21 protein-coding genes and 1 tRNA gene are annotated in these 26,024 nt (G+C 71.7%); 9 read left to right on the plus strand and 13 right to left on the minus strand.

Annotated features, from left to right (window positions below):
- The first annotated feature begins 118 nt into the window (after nt 1-118).
- Entirely contained in the window at nt 119-301 is a 183-nt protein-coding gene (locus tag AB0K25_RS04405) for a hypothetical protein (protein WP_219463790.1), read from the plus strand.
- A gap of 329 nt (nt 302-630) precedes the next feature.
- Entirely contained in the window at nt 631-903 is a 273-nt protein-coding gene (locus AB0K25_RS04410) for a hypothetical protein (RefSeq protein ID WP_219463792.1), read from the plus strand.
- A 110-nt stretch (nt 904-1,013) separates the two neighbouring features.
- Here AB0K25_RS04410 and AB0K25_RS04415 read toward each other — a convergent pair whose 3' ends face one another.
- The 7 genes from AB0K25_RS04415 to AB0K25_RS04445 all read right to left on the minus strand — a co-directional run bounded on the left by AB0K25_RS04415 (nt 1,014) and on the right by AB0K25_RS04445 (nt 8,119).
- Nucleotides 1,014-1,730, minus strand: coding sequence for an ABC transporter ATP-binding protein (locus tag AB0K25_RS04415; RefSeq protein ID WP_219463794.1), 717 nt, complete (start codon nt 1,728-1,730; stop codon nt 1,014-1,016).
- A complete protein-coding gene (locus tag AB0K25_RS04420) occupies nt 1,717-2,655 on the minus strand; it encodes an ABC transporter ATP-binding protein (protein ID WP_219463796.1) in 939 nt (312 codons plus the stop codon). The genes AB0K25_RS04415 and AB0K25_RS04420 overlap by 14 nt, the downstream gene beginning before the upstream one ends.
- Entirely contained in the window at nt 2,648-3,805 is a 1,158-nt protein-coding gene (locus AB0K25_RS04425) for a branched-chain amino acid ABC transporter permease (RefSeq protein WP_219463798.1), read from the minus strand. Before AB0K25_RS04425 ends, AB0K25_RS04420 begins: the two co-directional genes overlap by 8 nt.
- Complete coding sequence (locus AB0K25_RS04430; protein WP_208569240.1) at nt 3,802-4,785, minus strand: branched-chain amino acid ABC transporter permease; 984 nt, start codon at nt 4,783-4,785, stop codon at nt 3,802-3,804. Before AB0K25_RS04430 ends, AB0K25_RS04425 begins: the two co-directional genes overlap by 4 nt.
- Nucleotides 4,786-4,846: 61 nt before the next feature.
- Nucleotides 4,847-5,995: a branched-chain amino acid ABC transporter substrate-binding protein gene (locus AB0K25_RS04435; RefSeq protein WP_219463806.1), complete on the minus strand. Its 1,149-nt coding sequence runs from the start codon at nt 5,993-5,995 to the stop codon at nt 4,847-4,849.
- A gap of 240 nt (nt 5,996-6,235) precedes the next feature.
- On the minus strand, nt 6,236-7,435 hold the full coding sequence (locus AB0K25_RS04440; RefSeq protein WP_219463808.1) for a hypothetical protein: 1,200 nt from the start codon (nt 7,433-7,435) through the stop codon (nt 6,236-6,238).
- A gap of 60 nt (nt 7,436-7,495) precedes the next feature.
- Complete coding sequence (locus AB0K25_RS04445; RefSeq protein WP_208569243.1) at nt 7,496-8,119, minus strand: response regulator; 624 nt, start codon at nt 8,117-8,119, stop codon at nt 7,496-7,498.
- Between the two features lie 83 nt (nt 8,120-8,202).
- On the opposite strand from AB0K25_RS04445, the gene AB0K25_RS04450 reads away from it, so the two are divergent.
- Nucleotides 8,203-8,288: transfer RNA gene (locus AB0K25_RS04450), tRNA-Leu, on the plus strand.
- A 212-nt stretch (nt 8,289-8,500) separates the two neighbouring features.
- Nucleotides 8,501-9,511, plus strand: a complete 1,011-nt coding sequence (locus AB0K25_RS04455) for an LLM class flavin-dependent oxidoreductase (protein WP_363818405.1) — start codon at nt 8,501-8,503, stop codon at nt 9,509-9,511.
- Between the two features lie 197 nt (nt 9,512-9,708).
- Here AB0K25_RS04455 and AB0K25_RS04460 read toward each other — a convergent pair whose 3' ends face one another.
- A complete protein-coding gene (locus tag AB0K25_RS04460; protein ID WP_357536902.1) occupies nt 9,709-12,009 on the minus strand; it encodes a cellulose binding domain-containing protein in 2,301 nt (766 codons plus the stop codon).
- A gap of 211 nt (nt 12,010-12,220) precedes the next feature.
- Here AB0K25_RS04460 and AB0K25_RS04465 point away from each other — a divergent pair, with 211 nt between their 5' ends.
- Complete coding sequence (locus AB0K25_RS04465) at nt 12,221-13,699, plus strand: pyridoxal-dependent decarboxylase (protein ID WP_363818408.1); 1,479 nt, start codon at nt 12,221-12,223, stop codon at nt 13,697-13,699.
- 81 nt (nt 13,700-13,780) lie between these two features.
- Here the strand turns inward: AB0K25_RS04465 and AB0K25_RS04470 are convergent, their stop codons facing one another.
- Together AB0K25_RS04470 and AB0K25_RS04475 are read right to left on the minus strand one after the other, a co-directional pair.
- The gene (locus tag AB0K25_RS04470) at nt 13,781-14,833 is read right to left on the minus strand and encodes a sulfite exporter TauE/SafE family protein (protein WP_357536906.1); all 1,053 of its coding nucleotides are present in this window, start codon (nt 14,831-14,833) and stop codon (nt 13,781-13,783) included.
- A 109-nt stretch (nt 14,834-14,942) separates the two neighbouring features.
- On the minus strand, nt 14,943-15,413 hold the full coding sequence (locus AB0K25_RS04475; RefSeq protein WP_219463812.1) for an Rrf2 family transcriptional regulator: 471 nt from the start codon (nt 15,411-15,413) through the stop codon (nt 14,943-14,945).
- Between the two features lie 177 nt (nt 15,414-15,590).
- On the opposite strand from AB0K25_RS04475, the gene AB0K25_RS04480 reads away from it, so the two are divergent.
- Together AB0K25_RS04480 and AB0K25_RS04485 are read left to right on the plus strand one after the other, a co-directional pair.
- Complete coding sequence (locus AB0K25_RS04480; protein WP_363818412.1) at nt 15,591-17,108, plus strand: serine/threonine-protein kinase; 1,518 nt, start codon at nt 15,591-15,593, stop codon at nt 17,106-17,108.
- Between the two features lie 28 nt (nt 17,109-17,136).
- Nucleotides 17,137-18,903 (plus strand): extracellular solute-binding protein, encoded by a 1,767-nt coding sequence (locus tag AB0K25_RS04485; protein ID WP_219463816.1) that lies wholly within the window; start codon nt 17,137-17,139, stop codon nt 18,901-18,903.
- 111 nt (nt 18,904-19,014) lie between these two features.
- Here AB0K25_RS04485 and AB0K25_RS04490 read toward each other — a convergent pair whose 3' ends face one another.
- From AB0K25_RS04490 to AB0K25_RS04500, 3 genes are all read right to left on the minus strand, one after another.
- Nucleotides 19,015-19,899: an acyl-CoA thioesterase II gene (locus tag AB0K25_RS04490; RefSeq protein WP_208569250.1), complete on the minus strand. Its 885-nt coding sequence runs from the start codon at nt 19,897-19,899 to the stop codon at nt 19,015-19,017.
- A 135-nt stretch (nt 19,900-20,034) separates the two neighbouring features.
- Nucleotides 20,035-21,483, minus strand: coding sequence for a pyruvate kinase (gene pyk / locus AB0K25_RS04495; RefSeq protein ID WP_219463817.1), 1,449 nt, complete (start codon nt 21,481-21,483; stop codon nt 20,035-20,037).
- A gap of 259 nt (nt 21,484-21,742) precedes the next feature.
- Nucleotides 21,743-22,108 (minus strand): YciI family protein, encoded by a 366-nt coding sequence (locus AB0K25_RS04500; RefSeq protein ID WP_208569252.1) that lies wholly within the window; start codon nt 22,106-22,108, stop codon nt 21,743-21,745.
- 357 nt (nt 22,109-22,465) lie between these two features.
- Between AB0K25_RS04500 and AB0K25_RS04505 the strand changes: the two genes are divergently transcribed.
- Nucleotides 22,466-24,715 (plus strand): SpoIIE family protein phosphatase, encoded by a 2,250-nt coding sequence (locus AB0K25_RS04505; RefSeq protein ID WP_357536912.1) that lies wholly within the window; start codon nt 22,466-22,468, stop codon nt 24,713-24,715.
- A gap of 121 nt (nt 24,716-24,836) precedes the next feature.
- Entirely contained in the window at nt 24,837-25,703 is an 867-nt protein-coding gene (locus AB0K25_RS04510; RefSeq protein ID WP_363818418.1) for an aldo/keto reductase, read from the plus strand.
- Nucleotides 25,704-26,024: the final 321 nt, after the last annotated feature.

Genomic DNA, 26,024 nt, shown 5'->3' on the forward strand with positions numbered 1-26,024 from the left:
ATCTTCGACACCAGCATCGTATTGACGAACAGCAACCGAAAGATTGGAGCGGGGGATGAAAAAGCTGGCGCGACGATTAAGCGTCGCTGTCGCTGTCGCGGCGGCCGGTGTCACGCTCGTGGGAAGCCCGGCATATGCCGGGGTCTGGGTGGACGGCGGGCTCTATCAGGTCCTGTCCGACTGCCAGGCCGTCGGTGACGGTCGCAAGCTGATCGGGATGTACCAGACGTACACCTGCACCAAGGAATGGGACAACGTCGCCAAGAAGAACTTCTACCGGCTCCGCGGGTACATGAACTGACGCGGGCTCGCCAGGAATAGCGGCCGGCTCACACCCGACCTTCAGTGACATCACCCGTCCCGTGTTGCGGAAATACGCAGGACGGGCGATGCCGCCATGCCCTGAAACGCTTATTCCAGAAAACGTGAACGGCATATCGAACGGTCCGGGTCGACGCGTGCCTCCGGTCAGCTGACCCGGCGGTGGCCGTCGTGGCGAGCAGGCCGGGGACGCGTACGCCCGCTTATCGGTTCCGGAAAAGCTGGCAGACAACACACAGTGCCGAAGAACAGCGAAATCACGATGGGAGACGACGGAGAGCCATGCGGAAAGTTGCGAGAACCGTTGCGATGTCGGTCCTGGCCACGGCCGGGGCCGTCGCCTTCATGGCAGGTCCCGCACATGCGGGGGTGTGGGTCAATGGTGGCTTCTACTCGTCGGAAGCCGAGTGCCGGAGCACGGGCGCGGCACGGGTCGCGAGCCATCAGTACGAGGCCTACACCTGCACCTTCGGTACCAAGTCGTGCGTGGCGGAGCCGACGGGATCCGGCGTCGCCGTGGGCCTCGTGCCCTTCGACCGGTGCGGCGAGCGGGGATACTTCCTCCGCGGCTACATGAACTGATCCGCCCACCGGCGGGCCGACTCGACGCTGGGGACAGCGGTCGGCCCCGGTACCCACTGACGAACCGGCCGGCGAGTGACTCGCCGGCCGGTTCGTCGTGCCTGGTGCGGTCAGGACACGCCGAGGTACGCCTCCTTGACCGCCGGGTCGGTGAGCAGGTCCTGACCGGACCCCTCCTTGACGATCCGGCCGGTCTCCAGCACGTAACCCCGGTGGGCCCGGGAGAGCGCCTGCTGGGCGTTCTGCTCCACCAACAGGATGGTGATGCCCTGCTGCTGGTTGATCTCCGTGATGATGTCGAAGATCTGTCGGATGACCATCGGCGCCAGCCCCATCGACGGCTCGTCGAGCAGGAGCAGCTTCGGCCGGCTCATCAGCGCCCGACCGACGGCCAGCATCTGCTGCTCACCGCCGGAGAGCGTGCCGCCGGCCTGCTTGCGCCGCTCGGCCAGCCGGGGAAAGAGGGTCATCACCCGGTCCAGGTCGGCGGCGATACCGGCGGAGTCCCGCCGGGTGTACGCCCCCATGTCCAGGTTCTCCAGCACCGTCATGCCGGGGAAGATCTGCCGGCCCTCGGGCGACTGGCACAGCCCCCGGACCACCCGCAGGTCGGCCCGGAGCCTGCTGATGTCCTCGCCGTTGAAGGAGATCCGCCCCTGGGACAGGGTCCGGATGCCGGAGATGGCCCGCATGGTGGTGGTCTTGCCGGCGCCGTTCGCGCCGATCAGTGCCACCACCTCGCCCTCGTTGACGGTCAGGCTGATGCCGTGCAGCGCCTCGATGCGGCCGTACGACACGCTTACGTTGTCCAGCTCAAGCAGCGCCATCGGCGGGCTCCCCCAGGTACGCGGCGATCACCCGCGGGTCTCGACTGACTTCGGCCGGCGCACCCTCGGCGATCTTCCGGCCGAACTCCAGCACCACGATCCGGTCGGTGACCCCCATGACCAGGCGCATGTCGTGCTCGATCAGCAGCACGGTCAGCCCCATGTCACGGATCCTGCGGATCAGGGAGAGCAGTTCCTCCTTCTCCGCCGGGTTGAAGCCGGCAGCCGGCTCGTCCAGACAGATCAGCTTCGGCTCGGTCGCGAGGGCCCGGGCGATCTCCAGCCGGCGCTGGTAACCGTACGGCAGGTTGCGCGCCTCGTCGTTGGCCCGGTCGGCGATGCCGACGAAGCGCAGCAGCTCCAGCGACTTCGCCTCGGCGGCCCGCTCCTCGAGGATGTGCCGGGACAACCCGAACACCTTGGCGCAGGTCCGACGGATCTCCTGCCAGGTCCGTACGATGCCGGACGTGGCGGTCACCTGCGGCAGCTCCTCCGGCTTCGGCTTGACCCGGTACAGCCGGAACAGCGCACCCGGCACGCTGGTCTTGTGCCGGGAGTCCGTCCCGACCATGACGTTCTCCAGCGCCGTCATCTCCGGGAAGAGCCGGATGTTCTGGAACGTGCGGGAGATGCCCATCCGGCTGATCTGGTGCGGCTTGCGGCCGGTCACCTTCTCACCCCGGAACCGGACGGCCCCGGAGGTGGGCCGGTAGACGCCGGTCATCACGTTGAAACTGGTGGTCTTGCCCGCGCCGTTCGGACCGATGAGCCCGAGGATCTCGCCCTCGTAGATCTTGAAATTGATCTTGTCGAGGGCCACCACTCCACCGAAGCGGAGCGTGACCTCGTCGACCTCGAGCAGCACCGGCTTCGGGCCCGGCTGGGCCGGAATCTTCGGCGTCGTGGTGGTCATCTGGTCAGACATGAGCGGGCGCCTCCTCTGCAGCCGCCGCGCGATCCTTCAACTCACGGGCCCGCCGTCGGCTCGGGATGAGGCCCTGCGGACGCAGGATCATCACCAGCACCATGGCGAGGCCGAAGGCCAGCCACCGGTAGTCGGCGACCTCCCGGAACCGCTCCGGTAGGTAGGCCAGCAACACCGCGCCGAGCGAGACACCGATCATGTTCCCCGATCCACCGACGACGACCATGGCGACGAAGAGGATGGAGAGGTTCGCGTTGAACTGGGTCGGGTCGATGAACGCGTTCCGGCTGCCGAAGAGGAACCCGGACAGTCCGCCCAGCGCCGCGCCGATGGCGAAGGCCCAGAGCTTGGCCTTGAACGGGTAGACCCCCATCACCGCAGCGGCGTCCTCGTCCTCACGCACCGCCAGCCAGGCCCTGCCCACCCGGCTGTGCTCCAGCCGGCGGACCAGGAAGACCATCAGCAGCACCATCGTGATCGCCAGCCAGTACCAGGGCTTCGCGTCGATCAGGCCGAAGACCTTGTTGTCCCCCGACGGCGGGCCCTCCGGGCCCGGGATGGCCGAGATGCCCTGCGGGCCGTTGGTCAGACCGGTGGCGTTGCGTGCCACGATCCGGATGATCTCGCCGAAGCCCAGCGTCACGATGGCCAGGTAGTCACCGCGCAGGCGCAGCGTCGGCCAGCCGAGCAGCACGCCGGAGATCAGCGTGAGCACGATGGCGAGAAGCAGGCAGACCGCCCAGGTCACCGCCCACGTCGGCGGCAGGTCGAACTCCTGCTGGATCCACTTGACCACCGGCGAGTTGACCGAGCCGAAGAGCGCGACGCTGTAGGCGCCGATGGCGAAGAACCCGATGTAGCCCAGGTCGAGCAGGCCGGCCAGGCCGACCACCACGTTCAGGCCGATGGCGACCAGGACATAGATGGCGCAGACGAACAGCACGCCGGCCCAGTTGTTGCCGCCCGCGATGGAGTCGGTCCGCAGCCAGGTCAGGCCGGGGATGCCGAGCAACGGCAGGTAGTACAGGAAGGCCACCAGAGCCACGATCGCCGCAGCCTGCTGCCACTTCGGCAGCGCCCGGAACCGGTCGCCGACGGAAGTCAGCACGCTGACCCGTCGTCGGTCTGCGGAACGAATCTTGTCGATCATGCGCGGGCCCTCCCGAGCGACTCGCCCAACAGGCCGGTCGGGCGGAACATCAGCACGACGATCAGCACCACGAAGGCGATGACGTCCTCCCAGTTGGAGGCGAAGAGCGTCGCGCCGTAGACCTCGACGATGCCGAGGAACAGGCCACCCACCAGGGCGCCCCGCAGGTTGCCGATGCCGCCGAGCACCGCGGCCGTGAAGGCCTTGAGACCGAGTACGAAGCCGATGCTGTTCTGGGTGAAGCCGAACCGCATGCTCCACAGCAGTGCCGCCGCACCGGCCATGATGCCACCGAGCATGAAGATCAACATGATCACACGCTCCTGGTTGACGCCCATCAGCGCGGCGGTCTCCGGGTTCTGCGCCACCGCGCGCACGCCCCGGCCGTACCGGGTGCGGTTGATGAACCAGTCCAGGAGGGCCATCATCACCACGGCCGACACGAAGACGATCAACTGGATGTTGGTGATCGCGGTGTTGCCGATCTGGAGCAGCGTCTCCTGCTGGATGATCGTCGGCATACCGACGATCTGCCGGGCCCGACCGAACAGGGTCGGCAACGCGCCACCCGCCACGTCCGGCAGGAGCAGGCCGAAGACCTCGACCAGCACCAGGGAGATTCCGATCGCGGTGATCAGGAAGATCAGCGGTGGCGCGTTCTTACGGCGCAGGGGGCGGTAGGCGATCCGTTCGATCGCCAGGGCGGTACCACCGGACGCGATCGCTGCGGCGATGAGGCCGAGCACCAAGAAGAGCACCGCCTGGCCGATCGGCGGGTTGTTCTTTACCCCGAACGCGGTCCACAGGCCCAGCACCGCGAAGGTGCCGACCATGAAAACCTCGGAGTGGGCGAAGTTGATCAGGCGCAGGACGCCATAGACGAGGGTGTAGCCAAGAGCGATCAGGGCGTAGATGGCACCCTTGGACAGGCCGTCCACGGTGTGCTGGCCGAGGTGTCCGATCAGTTCATCGAAATGCACGGGGTCTCCTTGCATCGAGTGCGGCCGGGAACAGCACCCGGCCGCACCCCCTGCTGTGTCGTCAGCTGAGCTTGAGCTCCTGCAGGGCGCTGATTTCCTCGCCCTTGATCTGGTAGGCCCAGATGACGACCTTCGACGGGTCGACGTCACCCTTGTCGTCGAACTTGATGTACTTCGAGACGCCCTGCTTGTCGTACGCCTTCACGTAGGCCAGGATGTCGGCCCGGGTCTTCTTGCCGTCCTTGAAGGCGTCCAGGTAGATCTGGGCACCGTCGAAGCCCTCGGCACCGTAGGAGCCGGGCGCCTGGCCGAACTCCTTCTGGTAGTCGGCGGAGAAGGTGCCGCCCGCCTTGTCGGCCGGCAGGCAGGGGCAGGTGATGATGGCGCCCTCGGCGCCGCCCGAGGCACCCTTCGGGAACGCCGGGTCGTAGAGGCCGTCCGGGCCCACGAACTTGGCCTGGATGCCGGCCGCACGCATCTGCTTGACCAGCGGAGCCGCCTCGCGGGTGTACCCGCCGTAGAAGACGAAGTCCGCCTGCGCCGACTTGATCTTGGAGATGGTGGCGTCGAACTGCGCCTGCTTCTCCTGGATCTTGTCGGTGCCGGCCAGCGTCGAGCCGATGTTCTTGGCCAGCTCGGCGGTGATGCCCGCGCCGTACGCGCTGCCGTCGTCGATGGTGAAGACCTTCGCCGCGTTCTGCGACTTCAGGTAGGTGGCCACGGCCCCCGCCTGGGTGCCGTCGTTGCCGACCACCCGGAAGAAGGACTTGTTGCCCTTCTGGGTCAGGTCGGCCCGGGTCGCCGAAGGGCTGACCATGGCCAGGCCGGCCGCCTGGTAGATCGGCATGGTGGCGTCGGACTCGCCGGAGAAGTGGCCGCCGATCACACCGAGGAACGAGTTGTCGCCGGCGATCTGGTTCGCGAACGGGGTCGCCACCGCCGGGTCGCCCTGGGTGTCGAACTCCTGCAAGGTGACCTTGCAGTTCGAGTTCTTCTCGTTGAACTGCTTAACGGCGAGCTTCGCACCGTTCAGCGACGGCAGGACGAGGCCCGCGTTGTCACCGGTGAATGCGCCGAAGATAGCGATCTTGCCACCACAGTCGCCGGACGCGGTGGTCTCGCCGCCGCCCGTGTCCTGGCAACCTGCGGCACCGACCATCGCCACGGCAAGCGCGGCGGCCCCCAGTGCCCGTACATAGCTACGCCTCACGGCTTCCTGACCTCCTCCAAAAGCAGAAGGCGACCATCCTGGGAGGGCGGCGACCGTACAGCCCGCACCACCACCCACCCAGCAGGAACGCCCCCTGCGTTACGGCTCGTGATGGCGGAGCGTACCGACACTCATACGACCGGGGAAGACCTTGGCCCGTGGTCTGCGAAACCGTTACGAAGACGTGCGTGATCGGCCAGGAGCCCGTAACAGGTCGGCCCCTGACTGGTCCTTGGAGCTCTACCTCGGCCCCTCACCACGTCGCTCGACCCCGCCGTCCGCGGGCACTTCCGCCGTCCACACCGCCGGGCGGACACCGTCGTCGACCAAGATCCACAGTCGCCGCCCCACCGCCACCACCGCGACGTCCCCGTCCACACCCGCCGGCACCGGCCCGGGCAGCTCCATCCGCCGCCAGGAACCGCCCCGGTCGACCGACGTCCAGACCGCACGCGATATCCCGTCCGAGATCGCCGCCACCAGCCGGCCGTCCGCCGCCACCAGGGCGTCCACCGACGGGACCCGCGACGGCACGGCACCGGCGAACCCGCCGACGGCCACCCAGCGGTCGTCGTCGCGACGCCACGCGCCGAACGCCGTACCCCGCAACCCGACCGCCACCACCGCGTCGCCGGTCAGGACCACCCGCTGTAGTTCCTCGTAGCGGTCCGTCCCGGGCAGCGTCGTCCGCCGCCAACTGCGGCCGTCCGCCGACGACCAGGCGACCGGGTCACGGTCGATGCGACCACCCGGCAGCACCCCGCCGACCGCCAGCCACCCGCCGGGCACCGCGGTGGCGTCGAAGGCCCAGGTGATCCCGCCTCCGTCACTGGCCAGTTCCGGCGCCCCCTCCACCAGGGCGAAGTCCGCCGCGTCCGGGGACACCCACGCCGCCGCGCCGCTGGAGCGGTTGCCGACGATCAACCAGCCCGGCGGGCCACCCACCAGGCGGGACACGTTCACCGCCTTGGGCCCGCCGTAGGTCTCGAACGACGCCGACACCTCGACCAGTGCGCCGTCCGGGCCCTGCCGCCAGGTGCTCACCCGGGGATTGCCGTGGGCACCACCGGTCTTGGCACCGACGGCCGCCAACGCGCCGTCGCGGCAGCCGGCTGCGGAGAGCACGTTCTGCCTGCCGTAGAAGGACTCGGCGACGATCGGCACCACCGCCCAGGTCGTACCGTCCAGGCTGGCCCAGGCGGCCGGTCGGGTGCCGCCGTCGGCATCCGCGACGCCGCCGACCGCGTACCACCGACCCGCGCAGGCCGTCGCGTCGCGTAGCAGCACCCGGCCGGGCGGACCCGGTGGTGGCGGCAGGGTCAGCGGCTGCCACGCCGGTCGGACCGGCGGCTGCTCACCGGTCGATGTGGGCGCCGGATCACAGGCGACCAGCGACGCGGCGAGCACAACCAGCACCGCGAAGCTCCACCGAGAGGCCATCCATCGATGCTAGCCACCGACGGTGGTCTCCGGAACCGGCGGACGCCCCGCCCCGGCCGGCTAGCCGGTGGGCTGCTCGGCGATCTCGCCGCCGGCGGTCTCGGCGAGGATCCGCTCGGCGACCTCCTTCATGGTCATCCGGTGGTCCATCGCGGTGCGCTGGATCCACTTGAACGCCTGCGGCTCGGTCATCCCGTACGTCGTCATCAGCGCACCCTTGGCGCGCTCGACCGTCTTGCGGATCTCCAGCCGGTCGGTGAGCCCGGCCACCTCCGACTCCAGGGCGGCGATCTCGGAGTAGCGGGAGAGGGCGATCTCCACCGCCGGCACCAGGTCGCTCTTTTGGAACGGCTTGACCAGATAGGCCATCGCCCCGGCGGCGCGCGCCCGTTCCACCAGGTCACGCTGGCTGAACGCGGTCAGGATGATCACCGGGGCGATCCGGGCGCCGGCGATCCGCTCGGCGGCCGCCAGCCCGTCCATGATCGGCATCTTGATGTCGAGGATGACCAGATCGGGCTTGAGTTCCTCGGCCAACCGGACGGCGGTCTCGCCGTCCCCGGCCTCACCGACGACCTCGTAACCTTCCTCGACCAGCATCTCGGCCAGGTCCAGTCGGATGAGCGCCTCGTCCTCGGCGATCAACACCCGCCTGCGCTCGGCATCCGTCTGCGTCTCGGCCACCAGCCCTACCCCCACCATCGATCTCGGCACAGCTACCGCCCATACTCCCGCAAGAGCCTAGTCGGGTACAGTTGTCAGCACCCGCCGGGATGGTGGAACGGCATACACGGAAGTCTCAAACACTTCTGCCCGAAAGGGCTTGCGGGTTCGAATCCCGCTCCCGGCACCACCTGCACGTACGCACAGTGACCCGGGTGCCTGCTCCGAGCAGGCCCCGGGCCCCGCGTCGACCGGGGTGCCCCGGCTCATGATCCCGCGACGACAGCGGTGTCGCGATGCCGACCCCCACGACCTCGTCGACCTGCCCGTCCTCCCCTGGACCGGGCGGGGGACCGCGCCGGCCAGGGAACATATCCGGCGTGGGGCGGGTTGGGGAAAGTCGTGATCGACGTACCGATGTCTGTTCTTGATCTTGCTCCGGTCGCCGCCGGGGCCACCGCCTCCGAGGCCCTCGCGCACACCACCGAGCTGGCCCGCCGGACCGAGGAACTGGGCTACCGCCGGTTCTGGGTGGCCGAGCACCACAACATGCCGGCGATCGCCAGCTCCGCACCGGCGGTGCTGCTCGCCCACCTGGCGGCGCACACCACCACGATCCGGCTGGGCTCGGGCGGGGTGATGCTGCCCAACCACGCGCCGCTGGTGGTCGCCGAACAGTTCGGCACCCTGGAGGCGCTGCACCCGGGCCGGATCGACCTGGGCATCGGCCGGGCCCCCGGCACCGACCAGCGGACCGCGCTGGCCCTGCGCCGGACCATGGAGGGGCTGTCGGCGGAGGGCTTCCCCCGGGAGCTGGCCGACCTGATGAACTACTTCAGCGGCGACGACCCGGGCGCGATCACCGCCAGCCCGGGGCTGGGCCAGTCCCCCGCCGTCTGGCTGCTCGGCTCCAGCGGGTTCAGCGCGCAGCTCGCCGGGCTGCTCGGGTTGCCGTTCTCGTTCGCCCACCACTTCAGCTCCCAGCACACCCTGCCCGCGCTCCAGCTCTACCGGCAGAGTTTCCGGCCGTCGCGCTGGCTGACCGAGCCGTACGCGATGGTGGCGGTGAACGTGGTCTGCGCCGACACCGACGAGCGGGCCGAGTGGTTGTCCGGCCCCGCCGGGCTGTCGTTCCTCAAGCTGCGCTCAGGGCGGCCGGAGCCGCTGGCCAGCCCCGACGACGCCGCCCGGTATCCGTACACCGAGATCGAGCGGGAGTTCGTCCGGCAGCGCCGCGACGGTCAGGCGATGGGCTCACCGGAGACGGTCCGCCGGCAGCTCACCGAGCTGCTGGCCCGCACCGGCGCGAACGAGCTGATGCTCACCACCATGGTGTACGACGTGGCCGACCGGGTGCGCTCGTTCGAGCTGGTGGCCGAGAAGGTGGTCGGCGGGCTGTCCCGCAGCGTCTGAAACACGCTCTTCATAGCGACGTCACCCCACCGTTGCGGACGACCTCTAACTTTATTACCGGTGGTGGTACGGCACTCCCGGTCGGGACGGGTCGGGGGTGCTGCGGTGTGGTGCACCGGGTCGCCAGCTGAGCGGATTCCGCGGCTGGCGACCCGGTGCCTGCTTTGTGGGGCCCGGCCAGCGCCGGGCCCGCACCGTCAACGCAGGTAGATGTTGGGCGTGGGCGGGGTGGACATGCCGTCACCGATGAAGAAGCCCGGGTGCGGCGGCTGGTTGTAGGCGGTGTTCTGCCAGGCGATCGCCGCGCGGTACTGCGGGTCGTGCATCAGCGTGTAGATCCGGGTGCTGGTCGGCGTGGGCGTGCTGTAGATCCGCAGCGCCCGACTGTCGCCGGTGCGCCAGATCACCTCCTCGCGCCAGTCGCCCAGGATGTCGCCGGAGAGCGCCGGGGTGGACTTGGTGCTGTTGTTGGAGGCCACGTCGCTGCCGGTGAGCAGCCGGGTCTCGCCACCCGTGCCGTACTTGTCGATCTTGGTGCCGTCGAGGAGTTCACGCACCGGGTCGCCGTCCCACCAGGCGAGGAAGTTCATCGACGACGGCTTGCGGCCGATGTTCTGCCCCCTGGTGTTGGCCAGCCCGTCGACCGCCGCCGACCACGACTCGGCACCGGGGCTGCCGGCCCAGATGTCGGCCGAGACGCCCCGACCGTTGTCGCCGTTGGCCGCGGTCCTCCAGATGATCTGACCGGTCCGCGCGTCGGCGAACCAGGAGCTGGGCTTGCTGGCGTCCTCGTCGACCTTGAAGATCTCCAGGCCGGCCCGGCCCGGGTCCAGGTCACCGACGTGCAGGGCGTCGCCGTGGCCGTTGCCGGTGGAATAGAGCAGCCGGCCGTTGTCGTCGATGGTGGCCGCGCCGTACACGATCTCCTGGCGGCCGTCGGCGTCCACGTCGGCCACCGAGAGCTGGTGGTTGCCCTGGCCGGCGGCGGCCGAGTTGCCGGAGGCGTTGGAGTCGAACGTCCACCGCTTGGTCAGGGTGCCGTTGCGGAAGTCCCAGGCGGCGATCACCGCGCGGGTGTAGTAGCCGCGCGCCATGATCAGCGACGGCCGCTGCCCGTCCAGGTAGGCGGTGCCGGCGAGGAACCGGTCGACCCGGTTGCCGTACGAGTCGCCCCAGGACGAGACGGTGCCGCGCGGCGGGTCGTAGTTGACGGTGGAGGCGATGGCACCGGTCTGCCCGTTGAACATGGTCAGGTACTCCGGGCCGGACAGCACGTAGCCGCTGGAGTTGCGGTAGTCCGCCGACGACGAACCGATCAGCTGACCGGTGCCCGAGCGGGTGCCGTCGGCGGTCTTCATGGCCACCTCGGCCCTGCCGTCGCCGTCGTAGTCGTACACCTGGAACTGGGTGTAGTGGGCGCCCGCCCGGATGTTGCGGCCCAGGTCGATGCGCCACAACCGACTGCCGGTCAGGGTGTACGCGTCGACGTAGACGTTGCCGGTGTAGCCGGACTGGCTGTTGTCCTTGGCGTTGGACGGGTCCCACTTGAGCACGATCTCGTAGTCGCCGTCGCCGTCGAGGTCACCGACGCTGGCGTCGTTGGCCGAGTAGCTGTACGCCTCCCCGCTCGGGGTGGTGCCCCCGGCCGGCGGCTGGATCGGCACGTCCAGGTAGCCGTTGGCGAACTGGAGCGCGGACGCGGACGCCGCCTGCTCGGCCCCGTTCACCACCGCCCGCACGGTGTACGCCGAGCCGGCCGCCGCCCCGCTGTCCAGGTAGTTGGTGGCCCCGGTGATCGGCGAGGCGTTGACCCTGGTGGAGCCCCGGTAGAGGTTGAACGACACCCCGGAGGTCTCGGTGCCCAGCAGCCGCCAGGAGACCAGGTTCCCGCTGCCGGAGCGGACGCTGATCAGCCCCCGGTCGAGATCCTCCAACTGCTTGGCCCCGGCCGGCGGATCGGTCGGCGGGGGCGTGGTCGGCGGCGGTGTCGTCGGGGGTGGGGTGGTCGGCGGCGGCGTGGTGGGTGGGGGCGTGGTCGGCGGTGCGGTCGTCGGGGGCGCGGTGGTCGGCGCGGTGCCACCGGTGCAGGTCGTGCCGTTGAGCACGAAGCTGTCCGGCGTCGGGTTGCTGGCGTTGTTCCACGACGCGTTGAAGCCGAAACTCGCGGTGCCGTTGGTGCCCAGGGCGGCGTTGTAGCCGGCGTCCTTGGCGCTGACCTGCGCCCCGGACTGGGTGACCGTGGCGTTCCACGCCTGGGCCACCTGCTGACCGGCCGTGTAGGACCAGGTCAACGTCCAGCCGTTGATCGGGTCACCGAGGTTGGTGACCAGGACGTCGGCGCCGAAGCCGCCGCCCCACTGGCTACTGATCTTGTAATCGACCCGGCAACCGGCGGCGGCGGCCGAAGCCGTCACGGCGGTGAGGGTGCCGGCGGCGAGCGTGGTGGCCGCGGCGGCGGCGAGCAACGCGGCGCGACGACGGGGTGGGCTCAGGTGCACGGAAACGCCTTTCGCGGAGGTCAGCGCACGGTGCCGACGCCGGCCTGCCCGGGCCGGCGGGATGAAGCGCCGTGCTGACGGTGGTGACGGGACGCCTTGCATCGACGTCCATGGTTCGACTCCGCGCAGTCGGATCGTAGGACAACGCTTTCCGCCCGCACAACCCGTACCCGCCCTTGCCCCCGACCGGCCCACCTGATCGACTCGGCCCATGGCTGAGCACATGGACCCCGAGGAGTTCCGTCGCGCCGGGTACGCGGTGGTCGACTGGGTCGCCGACTACTGGCGGACGCTGGACCAGCGCCCGGTGGTCCCCCGGGACCCGCCCGGCACGGTCACCGCCGCCCTGCCGGCCACCCCGCCCACGCACGGCGAACCGGTCGCGGCGATGCTGGCCGACCTGGACGACATCATCGTGCCCCGGGTCACCCACTGGCAGCACCCCGGCTTCTTCGGCTACTTCCCGGCGAACACCAGCGGCCCCAGCGTGCTCGCCGACCTGGTCAGCTCGGGCCTCGGCAGCCAGGGCATGCTCTGGGCCACCAACCCGGCCGGCACCGAACTGGAGACGGTGGTGCTGGACTGGCTGGTCGAACTGATGGACCTGCCCGCGCGGTTCCGCTCCACCGGCACCGGCGGCGGCGTCATCCAGGACTCCGCCTCCTCGGCGACCCTGGTCGCCACCCTGGCCGCCCTGCACCGGGCCAGCGGGGGCCGCTGGCGGGAGGTGGGCGTCGACCGCCGGTACCGGGCGTACACCTCGACACACGGGCACTCCTCGATCGAGAAGGCGGCCCGCATCGCCGGCCTCGGCGGGCAGGGCGTCCGCACCATCGCGGTGGACCCGCAGACCCAGGCGATGCGCCCGGCGGCCCTGCGGGCGGCGATCGAGGCGGACCTGGCCGCCGGCGAGGTGCCGGCCATCGTGGTGGCGACCATCGGAACCACCTCCACCACCGCCGTCGACCCGCTGCCGGAGATCGGCGCGATCTGCGCCGAACACGGCATCTGGCTGCACGTCGACGCCGCGTACGCTGGCGCGGCGGCGGTCTGCCCCGAGCTGCGCTGGTCGCACGCCGGGGTGGAGCACGCCGACTCGTACTGCTTCGACCCGCACAAGTGGCTGCTCACCGGCTTCGACTGCGACGCCTTCTGGGTGGCCGACCGGGGCGAGCTGATCGAGGCGCTGACCGTCATGCCGGAGTTCCTGCGCAACGCCGCAAGCGAATCCGGTGCGGTGATCGACTACCGGGACTGGCAGGTCCCGCTGGGCCGCCGCTTCCGGGCGCTCAAGCTCTGGTTCGTCCTGCGCTGGTACGGCGTCGAGGGGCTGCGCGCGCACCTGCGCTCCGGGATCGCCCTGGCCGACCGGTTCGCCGCCCGGGTCCGCGCCGACGACCGGTTCGCCATCGCCGCCCCGCACCCGTTCTCCCTGGTGACATTCCGGCTACGGGCCGGCGACGAGGCCAGCGCGGCCCTGCTGGCCCGGGTCAACGACGACGGTCAGGTGCACCTGACGCACACCCGGGTCAACGGCCGGTACACCCTGCGCCTGGCCGTCGGCGCACCGCTGACCGGGCCGGAGCACGTGGACCGGGCCTGGGCACTGCTGTCGGCTGCGGCCACGGACCTGCTGGCCGGGGACACCGCCACGGGTGGAGCCGCCCGGGGCGGCGCGCTTCCCGGGTGACCGTCGCCGCCCCGTACGGGTCACACCGGTGCGCGACGGTCGCCGTGGCCGCGACGGCGGGCCGCGTACCCCGTCGGTGGTTCAGCGCTCGACGACGGCGAGCCGGTCGTCGTCGGCGTCGGCCGGGGCGGCCCCGGCGACGACCCCGGCCGCGACAGCGGAAGCCGCGGTGTCCGGCGACGGCGTCGTGGCGACGGCGTCGGCGGGGCTGGGCGCGTCGGCGGGGGTGGTGACGGCGGGGGTTTCGGCGGTGGCGGCGTCGACGATGGCGCGGGCCCGACGGGTGCGGCGCAACGCCCGGACGGCGAACGTCAGGGCGACCACCCAACCCACGGCGAGCAGCACGTAGACCACCGGACGCACGGTCGACCCGGCGTCACCGGCCTTGAGCAGGATGCGGGCGTTGGTCAGCACGATCACCCCGCCGATGGTGGCGCCCAGCAGTTGGGCGGGGACGATCCGCACCAGCCAGGCGGCCACCGGCGCGGCGATCAGGCCGCCGATCAGCAGCGCCGCGACGGTGGGCAGCAGGAAACCCTCGCTGCCCAGGCCGATCAGGAAGCCGATGCTGGCCGCCCCGGCCACCACGAACTCGGCGGTGTCCACCGACCCGATCACCTTGCGGGGCTCCATCCGACCGGAGACCAGCAGCGCCGGAGTGGCCACCGGACCCCATCCCCCGCCGCCGGTGGCGTCGACGAACCCGGCGACCAGGCCCAGCGGGCCGAGGAACCGGCCACGCAGCCGCCCGGCACCGGAACGCTGGCGCAGCGGGCGGGAGAAACGCACCAGCAGGTACGCCCCGAGGGTGAACAGGATGCCGGCCATCCACGGGGCGGCGTTCTCGGTGGAGATGGAGCTGAGGAAGGTGGCCCCGACGAACGCGCCGACCGCGCCGGGCAGGGCGATCCGGGTGACCACCCGCCAGTCGACGTTGCCGAACCGCCAGTGCGCGACACCGGCGGCGAGCGTGGTGCCGATCTCGGCGAGGTGCACCGACGCCGAGGCGGCGGCCGGGGCGACGCCGACGAAGAGCAGCAGCGTCGACGAGGTCAGCCCGTACGCCATGCCGAGCGCGCCGTCGACGAGCTGTGCGGCCAACCCGACCAGAGCGAGGATCAGAAGCTTGCGCACGAGCCCTCCGAACTTTTCGGCATCTCCTATCGACTTGGTCGAGAATGCGGCACGGCGGCTCCCCGGTCAACCCCTGATCGGTGGGTGGGACGCCCCGGGGCGCGGCGGATCAGCTCCAGGCGCGGGGGTCGGCAGCCAACTCGGTGATCCGGCCGGGAAGTGTCCCGGCCGCCACGTCGGCGATGGTGACCTGCTCCAGGATCGCCCGCTCGCTGGCCCGCAACGCGATCCAGACCTCCTGCAACGCCTGCGCCGCACCGTGGTAACCGAGCTGTTCGGGGCGCTGCCCCCGGACGTGGGCGAGCGGACCGTCGATGACCCGGATCACCTCGGCGAGCGAGATCTCGGCCGCCGGGCGGGCCAACCAGTAACCGCCCTCGGGACCCCGCTGGGCGTGCACGATGCTGCCCCGACGCAACTGGAGCAGGATGCTCTCCAGGAATTTCGGTGGGATGTCCTGCGCCCGGGCGATCTGCTCGGCGGTGACGGGACGGGACCGTCCGGAGTCCCCGCCATCGGCGACCGCCGCGAGCTCGGCGGCCGCGCGGAGGGCATAGTCGACCCGAGCGGAGAGGCGCATGGCCGCAAGGTTAGTCGGCGACCCGGCCGGCCGGGTCGTCACCCTCCACCGAACGGGCAGGGTGTCATGTCCCGGTGGCGGGGACGTGGCACCATACCCCTGTCGCCGGCAGGGTCGCCGGCACACCACGACACACACCAGCGCACCGAAAACCGGCCGATGGGGGCAGCGACAGCGATGCCGGACGTGACACCGCTGAGCCCCCGCGACCCCCGCCAGGCCGGGCCGTACGAACTGGTCGGGAGGCTCGGCGCAGGCGGCCAGGGCGTGGTCTACCTGGGCCGCGACGAGCAGGGCCGATGGGTCGCGGTCAAAGTGATCAACGTGGACCTGCACCAGCATCCCCGGGCGAAGGCACAGTTCGTCAAGGAGATCGCCGCCGCCCGCCGGGTCGCGCCGTTCTGCACCGCGCAGATCCTCTTCGCCGACGTCGACGGTGAGCTGCCCTACGTCGTCAGCGAGTTCATCGAAGGCGTCACCCTGCAACGGCACGTCCGTGAACAGGGCCCGATCAGCGGCAACGCGCTGCACCGGCTGGCCGTGGGCACCGCCACCGCGCTCGCCGCGATCCACCAGTCCGACGTGGTGCACTGCGACCTGAAGCCGGACAACGTCATCCTCGGGGCGGACGGCCCCCGGGTGATCGACTTCGGCATCGCCCGCGCGTTGGACGTCACCGAGACGATGACCAACCGCGTCATGGGCACCGCCCCCTACATGGCCCCGGAACGGTTCCGCGACGACGAGGTCGGGCCGGCCAGCGACGTGTTCGCCTGGGCGGGGACCATCGCCTTCGCGGCGGGCGGACAACCACCGTTCGGCACCGGCCCCGTCGCGGCGGTGCTGCACCGGATCCTGCACGACCCCCCGGACCTGACCGGGCTCACCGGCCCACTGGCCACCCTGATCGGCCAGTGCCTGGACAAGGACCACCGGGCCCGGCCGACCGCCCAGGAGGTGCTGCTGCGGCTGCTCGGGCGGGACACCCGCGAGGTGCCGTTGCAGACCGTGCTGCGGGCCGGCACCGACGCGGCGGCCACCCAGCAGCTGCCCCGTACCCTCTCCTCCCCGCCGGCCGCCCCGCCCGCGCCGACCGGCGCGGTGGCCGACCCCTGGCCGACCGGCGCGGCGGCGGACCCGTGGCCGACCGCCGGGGTGGCGGGACCCGGGCCGACCATCTCGACCGGCCACCCGGCACCGCACGGGCCGAGCGGGCCGGCGATGGCGGCGGCACCGTGGCCCACCACGTCGACCTCCCACCACACTCCGCAGGTACCGACCGACCCGGCGACCGCCCCACCGGCGGCGACCCGGCCCGCCCCGGCCGGACCGACGGCACCCCCGGGGACCCGGGCCACCGCCCCCGCCCCGGCCCTCACCCCCACACCCACCCGGACGACGACGGACCGGCCGGCCCCGGTCACCCCGCCGGCCCGGCGGGACGGTTTCGGGCGGCGGCTGCGTCGACAGTGGACCGACCCGTGGGGGATGTCCCTCGCGATCTTCCTCGGCGCGGTGGGCTTCGCCGCCGGGTACGTCGCCAGCACCGCCGTGGGCACGGCCGCCGCCGTCGGCGCGCTCACCCTCGTCGTGGTCTACGGTGTCCGTCTGCTCGTCGCCGCCGCGCTGACCCCGTCCACCACGCCGGACGGTCCCCCACCGCCGCCCGTGCCGGCACCGCGCACCGACACCTGACCCGCCGAACCAACCCCTGGAGGAGCCGATGGCCACCGGTCAGCGTCCCGCCCGACCGTGGCTGCCGCACGCGGTGGCCGTCGTCGCAGGGCTCGCGGTGATCGCCGGGGCGTACCTGTACGTCCGGCCCACGCCCGGCACCGACCGGGCCGACTGCGTACCGCTGGAGGTCAGCTCCTCCACCGAGAAGAGCGCGCTGGTCGCCCAGCTCGCCGACCGGTACAACGCCGCCGACCGGCGCTTCGGTGGGCGGTGCGCGCAGGTGACCGTGCACGGTCTCAACTCGGGCGAGGCGATGGAGGCGCTGGCCGGCGGGTGGGCGCTCACCCAGCCGAAGGTCGCCGAACCACAGGTGTGGCTGCCCACCTCGTCACTGTGGACCGGGCAGCTGCGCCTGCTGGACTCCGCGGCGGGCCGACCCGCCCAGACCCCCGGGCAGTACCCGTCCATCGCCAACAGTCCACTGGTCATCGCCATGCCCAAGGACCGGGGCGAGGTGGTGCAGCAGCGCGGCCCGCTCGGCTGGGCCGACGTGCTCGGCCTCTCCGGCGACACCGGTTGGGCGGCGTTCGGCAAGCCCGAGTGGGGCCGGTTCACCTTCGGCAAGGACAACCCGCACCTGTCCACCTCCGGCCTGGCCGCCACCATCGCCACCTACTACGCGGCGGTCAGCCGGGCCAGCGACCTGACCAGCGAGGACCTCGCCCAGCCGGCGGTGACCCAGTTCGTCAGGCGGATCGAGGCCAACGTCTCGCACTACAGCGACGACTCGGTGGACCTGCTGCGCAACCTCGCCGAGGCCGACGCCACCGCCACCGGGGACACCCCGGCCACGGACATGAGCGCGATCGTCCTCCAGGAGGAGCTGGTCTACCTCTACAACCAGGGGCAGCTCAGCCCCACCGGCAGCAAGCCCCGGGTCCCGCTGGTGGCGGTGCACCCCAAGGAGGGCACCTTCAACCTCGACCACCCGTACGTGGTGCTGCCCTCCGCCGACCCGGCGCAACGCGAGGCCGCCGAGGACTTCCTCACGTTCCTCCGCGACGGCCCGCAGCAACGCAGCTTCGCCGCGCTCGGTTTCCGGGACGACGAGCGCCAGCCCGCCGACACGCTGCTGGCCACGGTGGCCGGGCCGGGCGGCGACCGGCTCACCTACTTCGACCCGCCCACCCCGGAGGTGGTCGGCGCGATCCTCGGCAGCTGGGACACCCTGCGCAAGAAGGCGAACATCCTGCTCGCCGTGGACACCTCCGGCTCGATGAAGGCCACCGTCGGCGACCGGACCCGGTTCCAGGTGGCGACCGACGCCGCCAGCAAGGCGATCGGGTTGCTCAACGCCGCCGACCAGGTGGCGCTCTGGTCGTTCTCCAGCGAGACCCCGCAACGGCCGAAGAAGCCGTACAGCGAGGAGGTACGGCTCGCGCCGCTGAACCGGGAAGCGTTCAACCGGAAGCTGGCCGGGCTGCGCATCGGTGGCAACACCGCCCTGTACGCGACGGTCCGCGCGGCACACCGCTCCCTGCTCGACAGGTACGACCCGAAGCGGATCAACGCGGTGGTGGTGCTCACCGACGGCAAGAACGAATACCAGAAGGACAGCGACCTGGACCGGTTGCTGCGGGACATCGCACTGGACCCGAACAAGCCGGTGAAGGTCTTCTGCGTGGCCTTCGACCAGGAGTCCGACCTGGCCGCGCTGGACCGGATCGCCAAGGCGTCGTCCGGCAAGGCGTTCGACGCCAAGAACCCGACCACCATCGACGAGGCGTTGGTCAAGGTGGTCAGCAGCTTCTGACCACCCGGCCGGTCCCTGCCCGACCACCTGCGCACCGCCACCGCCCGACGCGCCACCTTCCCCGCACCCCACGGTCAGCGGGTGGCGGCGACCCGGCGCGGGCGGGTCCGCTCAGGCGCCGACGCGGCGCAGCAGGCCCTCCTGGACGGCGCTGGCGATGTGCCGGCCGTCGAGGGTGAACAGCCGGCCGGTGGCCAAACCCCGCGCACCGGAGGCGGACGGGCTCCAGCAGTCGTAGAGGAACCACTCGTCGGCCCGGAACGACCTGTGGAACCACAGGGCGTGGTCCAGGCTCGCCCCGACCAGACCGCCCGGACCCCAGACCTCGCCGTGCACCGACAGGACCGAGTCCAGCAGGGTCAGGTCCGAGGCGTAGGTCAGCGCACAGGCGTGCAGCAGTGGATCGTCGGGCAACTTGCCGTCGATGCGCATCCAGACCCGCTGGTGCGGGTCGGCGGGCCGGTCGCCGGGGCGTACCCAGCCGGGTTCGCCGACGTAGCGGACGTCGATCGGGCGGGGAATCTGCCCCCAGATGCCGAGCCGCTCCGGATAGCGGGCCAGCCGGTCGGACATCGTCGGCACGTCGTCCGGGCCGGGCACGTCGGGCGGGGTCGGGGCCTGGTGTTCCAGGGCCTCTTCCTGCCGCTGGAAGGACGCCGACATGAAGAAGATCGGCTTGTCGTGCTGCAACGCCACCGAGCGGCGGACCGAGAAGGACCGCCCGTCCCGGACGTTCTCCACCTGGTAGTCGATCGGCTCGGCCGGGTCGCCGGGCCGGACGAAGTAGCCGTGCAGCGAGTGCACGAACCGGTCCGGGTCGACGGTGCGCCCGGCGGCGACCAGTGCCTGTCCGGCGACCTGCCCCCCGAACACCCGCTGCGGACCCACCGAGGGGCTGACCCCACGGAAGGTCATCGAGCCGGTGTGGTCGAGGTCGAGGACCTCGAGGAGCTGGTCGACCGCGGCCTGACCGGTCGCCGCCGGACGCCCGTTCACCGGCCTGCTTCTGTTCGCGACTGCGGGGCTCGCAAACCCGGCTCACTCCTCGCGCTCACCGGGCTGGCTCTGTTCGCGACTGCGGGGCGCGCAAACCCGGCGTGCTCCTCACGCTCACCGGGAGTTTCCCTGTGCTCACTGGAGCGCCCGGGCGGAGGCGGCGTCGACCAGGGAGCCGAGCTGGTGCACCCGCAGGGTGTTGGTGGAGCCGGGGGTGCCGGGCGGGCTGCCCGCGACGATCACCACGTAGTCGCCGGGGGTGGCCTGGTTGAGGCCGAGCAGAGCCTGGTCGACCTGACGGAACATGTCGTCGGTGTGCTGGACGAACGGCATCAGGAAGGTCTCCACGCCCCAGCAGAGCGCCAGCTGGCTGCGCACCTCGGGGACGGGGGTGAAGGCCAGCAGCGGCAGGTCGCAGTGCAACCGGCTGAGCCGCTTGACGGTGTCGCCGGTCTGCGAGAAGGCCACCAGCGCCTTCGCCCCGATGGCGCGGGCGATCGAGGACGCCGCCACGGTCAGCGCGCCACCGTGGGTGCGCGGGTCGTGCTGGAGCCGGGGCACCCCGATCGAACCGGCCTCGGTGGTGGTGATGATCTTTGCCATGGTGCTGACGGTGAGCACCGGGTACTTGCCGACGCTGGTCTCGCCGGAGAGCATCACCGCGTCCGCGCCGTCGAGCACCGCGTTGGCCACGTCGGAGGCCTCGGCGCGGGTGGGCCGGGAATTCTCGATCATGGAGTCGAGCATCTGGGTGGCCACGATGACGGGCTTGGCGTTCTCCCGGCACAGCTGCACGGCCCGCTTCTGCACCAGCGGCACCTGGTCCAGCGGCATCTCGACACCGAGGTCGCCCCGGGCCACCATGACGCCGTCGAAGGCGAGCACGATCGCCTCCAGGTGGTCGACCGCCTCGGGCTTCTCGACCTTGGCCAGCACCGGACGGCGCACACCCTCCTCGTCCATGATGCTGTGGACGAGCTTGATGTCCTCCGCCGTACGGACGAAGGAGAGCGCGATCAGGTCGACGCCCAGGCCGAGGGCGAAACGCAGGTCCTCGGCGTCCTTGTCCGACATCGCCGGGACGCTGACCGCCACGTTGGGCAGCGAGACGCCCTTGTTGTTGGAGACCGGGCCACCCTCGGTGACCAGGCACCGGATGTCGTTGCCGGTGACGTCGCTGACCTCGACGGCGACCCGGCCGTCGTCGATCAGCAGCCGGTCACCCGGCTTCACCTCCTGGGGCAGCTTGCGGTAGGTGCAGGAGACCCGGTCCCGGGTGCCGAGGATGTCGTCCCCGGTGATCACCACCGAGTCGCCGGTACGCCACTCGTGCGGCCCGTCGGCGAACTTGCCGAGCCGGATCTTGGGGCCCTGGAGGTCGGCCAGGATGGCGACCGGCACGCCGACCGCCTCGGCTGCCTCGCGGACCATGCGGTACACCGACTCGTGGTCGGCGTGACTGCCGTGGCTGAAGTTCAGCCTGGCCACGTTCATGCCCGCCTCGATGAGGCCCCGGAGCCGCTCCGGGGACGAGGTGGCGGGACCAAGAGTGCAGACGATCTTCGCGCGGCGGTTCACGCCCATCAGGCTAGTCTCTCCTCCGGGTCGACCTGGGGGTCGACCCCTTGCGGACTGAGGAACAGGGGTCCGACGACGCGCGGGGTGGGCGCCTGGCCGGCGGGACGCAGCCCACGCCGGGACGTCGGGGAGTCGCGGGCATCGGCGACCGCGCGCCGGGAATCGTACCGCCCGGGGACCAACGCCGTCCGCGCGCTCCCGTGCTCGTCCGCCCCGACACCGGCACCGTCGGTCACCACGACCCGACGTCCGGACCCCGCCGCCCCTAGCTGTCGGTCTTGACCAGCGGAAACTCCAACGAGCCGGCCGGGCAGAGGAAACTCAGCACGTCGACCATGTAGAGACCGGCCTGCACCGCCGGGTCCGCCTCCATCACGCTGCGTACGTCCTCGACCGAGCCGGTGCGGGCCAGGCCGATGCCGATCGGCGGGGCGGGCTCCCGGGCCGGGCCGTCGATCGAGCCGGCCACCAGCACCAGACCCCGGCGTTGCAGGGCCCGCATGTGCGCGAAGTGCTCGGCCTGGAGCCGCTGCACGGTCTCCTTCGGCAGCACCCGACCGGCCGGGCCGGGATAGAGCACGATGCACTCGTACGTGTCGAGTGCGAAGTCCAGCTGCGGCGTACCCGTCATCGCGTCCCTTTCCCCGCGTCGGCGCCACCCCGCGCCGGTCTGCCCCGGACCCGGCCAGCGTCGCACGGTGGGCACACCCCTCGCGGCGGGTCGGGACAACTCCCCGGACCGCCTCCCCGGACCGTCGCCGGCACCGACCCGGACCGACGGCGGGCACCGGGACCGGAGCGGGACGGCCGACGCGGGCGGCGCACCGGGTCGGGGTCCGCCGGGCGGGCCCCGGCACGGGCCCGTCGGACAGCGGGGGCGACGTTCCGGCAGACCCGAACCGGATGATCGACAGACGTGCGGATCGGCCCACGCTGGTACGGTCCGACTGATGGGGAAGCGCTCGATCCGCAGAGCGGAGGTCCCGACATGACTCGCTCCGCCGCCGCTCCCCGGCCGCCGGACGACGCACGCTGGCGGGACCTGCTCTCCCGGGCCGGCCGGACCGGCCGTCGGATCGTCGGGCACGACTGGGCCGGCAGCCCGCTCGGGCCCGTCGAGGACTGGCCGGCGAGCCTGCGTACCGCCCTGGTGATCTGCCTGTACAGCCCCGAACCGGCCGCGATCTGGTGGGGACCGGAACTCGTGCTGCTGCCCAACGACGGGTACCTCGCGCTGCCCGACCCGGTCGGCGCGCAGGAGCCGGGCCAACCCGGGGCGGCGGTCTGGCCGGACGCGGTGCCGACGCTGACCGGGCTGCTGACCACGGGCCAGGTGACCTGCCGGCAGGAACGGGAGGTCGGCTCCGGCGCGGAGCGCCACCGACTGGTCTTCTCGTCGGCTCCGATCGTCGACGCCACCGGCCGGCCCGGCGGCGTCTTCACCACCGTCGCCGAGGCGATCGGCCCCACCGGCGGGGCCACCGACGCCGACGACCCGACCGGATCCCCACGGTCGGACACCACCAGCGCCGGGACCGCCACCAGCACCGGGGTTCCCGCTGCGCGCCGCCGTGGCCGCCGGGACCCCGGCCAGCAGCAGGCCCCACACCCGGCGGCCGGGGAGCGGCGTCAGGCGCTGCGGCAGGCTGAAGGGCTGGCCCGGCTCGCCGGGTCGCTCAGCGCCGCCGGGACCCGCACGGCGGTGACGGACGTGGTCATCACGGTCACGCCGGCGCTGGTCGGGGCAACCGAAGTCCGGGTCGCGGTGGCCACCGCGGGCGCGTTGGACCTGACGGTGACCGACGGGAACGGCCCCGGTCGGCTCGCGGTGGCCGACGACGCGCCGCTGGCCCGCGCGGTACGCGAGGAGGCGACCGTCGCGCTGCCCGACGGGCTGTGCCTGCCGTTGCGCGACGGCACCGGCACCGTGCTCGGGGCGTTGGAGGTGCGCTGGGACGGGCCGGTCGCCGACGAGGAGGCCCGCCGGATCCTGCTCGACGCGGTGGCGGGGCTGTGCAGCCAGGCGTTACGCCGGGCCGAGCTGACCGCGTCCGCGCGGGCGATGGCGGAGTTCGCCGCCCGGCTCAGCGTCACCCGGTCCACCGGTGAGGCGATCGAGGTGATCCTGGACGCCGCGCCGATGGCCCTCGGCGCGGCGCTGCCCGGCCTGGCGATGCGCGACGAGGGCCGACGGGTCCGGCTGTGGCACGCGGAGCTGCCCAGCGGGCTGGTCGCCACCTTCGACGACCTGACCATCGACGATCCCCGGCCGATCGCCCGCGCGCTGCGCACCGGGGAACGGATCATCCTGCGTAACCGGGCCGAGTTCGCCGCCCGGCATCCCGGCCTGCCGGACCCGGCCGGCGAGTACGGGATGGTGACCACCGTCGTGCTGCCGCTGCTGGACGCCTCCCGGCGGCCCATCGCCGCGTTGGGCTTCGGCTGGCCCCGCGAACGTCCGCTGCCCGACGACGACCTGGCGTTGCTGGACACCATCGCCGACCTGTGCGAGCAGACCCTGGAGCGGGTCCGGTTGGCCGCCGCCGAGCACAACCTGGTGACCCGGCTCGCGGGCCGGCTGCGCACCTCGGCCACGGTCGGGCCCCCCGGTCTGGACGTGGCCACCCGCTATCAGCCGGCGATGAGCGGCCTGCACCTGGGCGGGGACTGGTACGACCTGGTCGACCTGGACGACGGCCGGCTGGCCGTGGTGGTCGGCGACGTGGTGGGCCACCAGGTCGAGGCGGCGGCCGACATGGCGCAGCTGCGGACGGTGGTGAACACCCTGATCCGGTCCGGGGTGCCGCTGGCCGAGGTGTTCCCCCGGTTGACCGGGCTGCTCGGGGTCGGGTTCCTCGGCACCTGCCTGGCGATGGTCGTCGACCCGGTGGCCGGCGAGGCGCAGGTGGCCCGGGTGGGGCATCCGCACCCGGTGCTGCTGCCGTCGGGGCGGCCCCCCGAGACGGTCTGGACGGGGCACTCGCTGCCGCTGGGGCTGGTCCGTGATCCGGTGCCGGTGACCACGGTGACGTTCGGCCCGGGTGACCTGCTGGTGGCGTACACGGACGGGTTGGTGGAACGGCGCGACCAGGCGTACGACGCCGGGGTGACGGCCCTGCACGAGGTGATCGTGCCGGTGCGCGACCAGCCGGTGGAGGTGATCGCGGACACCCTGCTGGCCAAGCTCTCCGGTTCCGACGACGACCAGGCGCTGGTGGTCATCCGGCACGTCGGCTGAGCACCCGTGTCGGTGCCCACATTCGGCCCGTGGGTGTTGCCGACGGCGATCTTCGGGAAAGGCGTTGAGGCGGTGGCTAGATTTGCCGCTGACGACAACGAACAGGATCGGGGTACGGCACATGGGGTCCAGCAGTCAGCCCGCGAAGGCGTCCGGCACCTACCGGATCGGTGGCGACCTCCAGGTCGACCGGCTCGGGTACGGGGCCATGCAGCTCACCGGCCCGGGGGTGTGGGGTGACCCGAAGGACCCGGCCGAGGCGGTGCGGGTGCTACGCCGGGCGTACGAGCTGGGCGTCACGTTCATCGACACCGCCGACTCGTACGGGCCGTTCGTGTCCGAGCTGCTGATCAGGGAGGCGCTGCACCCGTACGCCGACGACCTGGTCATCGCGACCAAGGCCGGGCTGACCCGCTCCGGGCCGGGTGACTGGCGGCCGGTGGGGCGGCCGGAATACCTGCGCCAGCAGTGTGAGCTGAGCCTGCGGCACCTGGGCGTGGAATCGATCGGGCTCTACCAGCTGCACCGCATCGACGCGAAGGTGCCGCTGGCCGACCAGCTCGGCGAGTTGGCCCTGCTCCAGCAGGAGGGCAAGATCCGGCACATCGGGTTGTCCGAGGTGACCGTCGAGCAGATCGAGGCGGCGCAGCAGATCACCCCGATCGTGTCGGTGCAGAACCTCTACAACCTGGCCGACCGCAGCGCCGAGGACGTCCTGGAGCACTGCGAGCGCAACGATCTGGCGTTCATCCCGTGGTTCCCGATCGCCACCGGCAACCTGGCCAAGCCGGGCGGCCCGCTGGACGCCATCGCCACCGGCCACGAGGCGACGCCCGCCCAGCTCGCGCTCGCCTGGCTGCTGCGCCGCTCGCCGGTCATGCTGCCCATTCCGGGTACGTCCTCGGTCGGTCACCTGGAGGAGAACGTCGCCGCCGCCCAGGTGCAGCTCACCGACGAGGAGTACGACGCCCTGGCCAAGGCCGCCTGACCGACCCGCCCCGGCGCGTCGTGCCTGACGGCAACAGGTCGAACAACCCTTATGCCTGTCCGTCATATATATGACGGACAGGCATAAGGGTCTCGGCGAAAAGTGCCTCCGACAGCCTCCGCAGCACCCGACCCACGACGGGAGCGATGTGGTTTCCGGCCCCGGACGAGACCGGAACCCCGTTCCTCCCACAGCGCCCGGCACACGAGGGGGGGGGGGGTGGGGGGGGGCCACCACGCGACGGCCCCACTCGTCCTCCAACACGGCGAATCCCACCCCCCGCGCACCCCCACGCCGCCCCGCGGCCGGGGGGGCGGGGCC

This window comes from Micromonospora sp. NPDC049257 (assembly GCF_040678915.1).
Classification (GTDB): Bacteria; Actinomycetota; Actinomycetes; order Mycobacteriales; family Micromonosporaceae; genus Micromonospora; species Micromonospora antibiotica.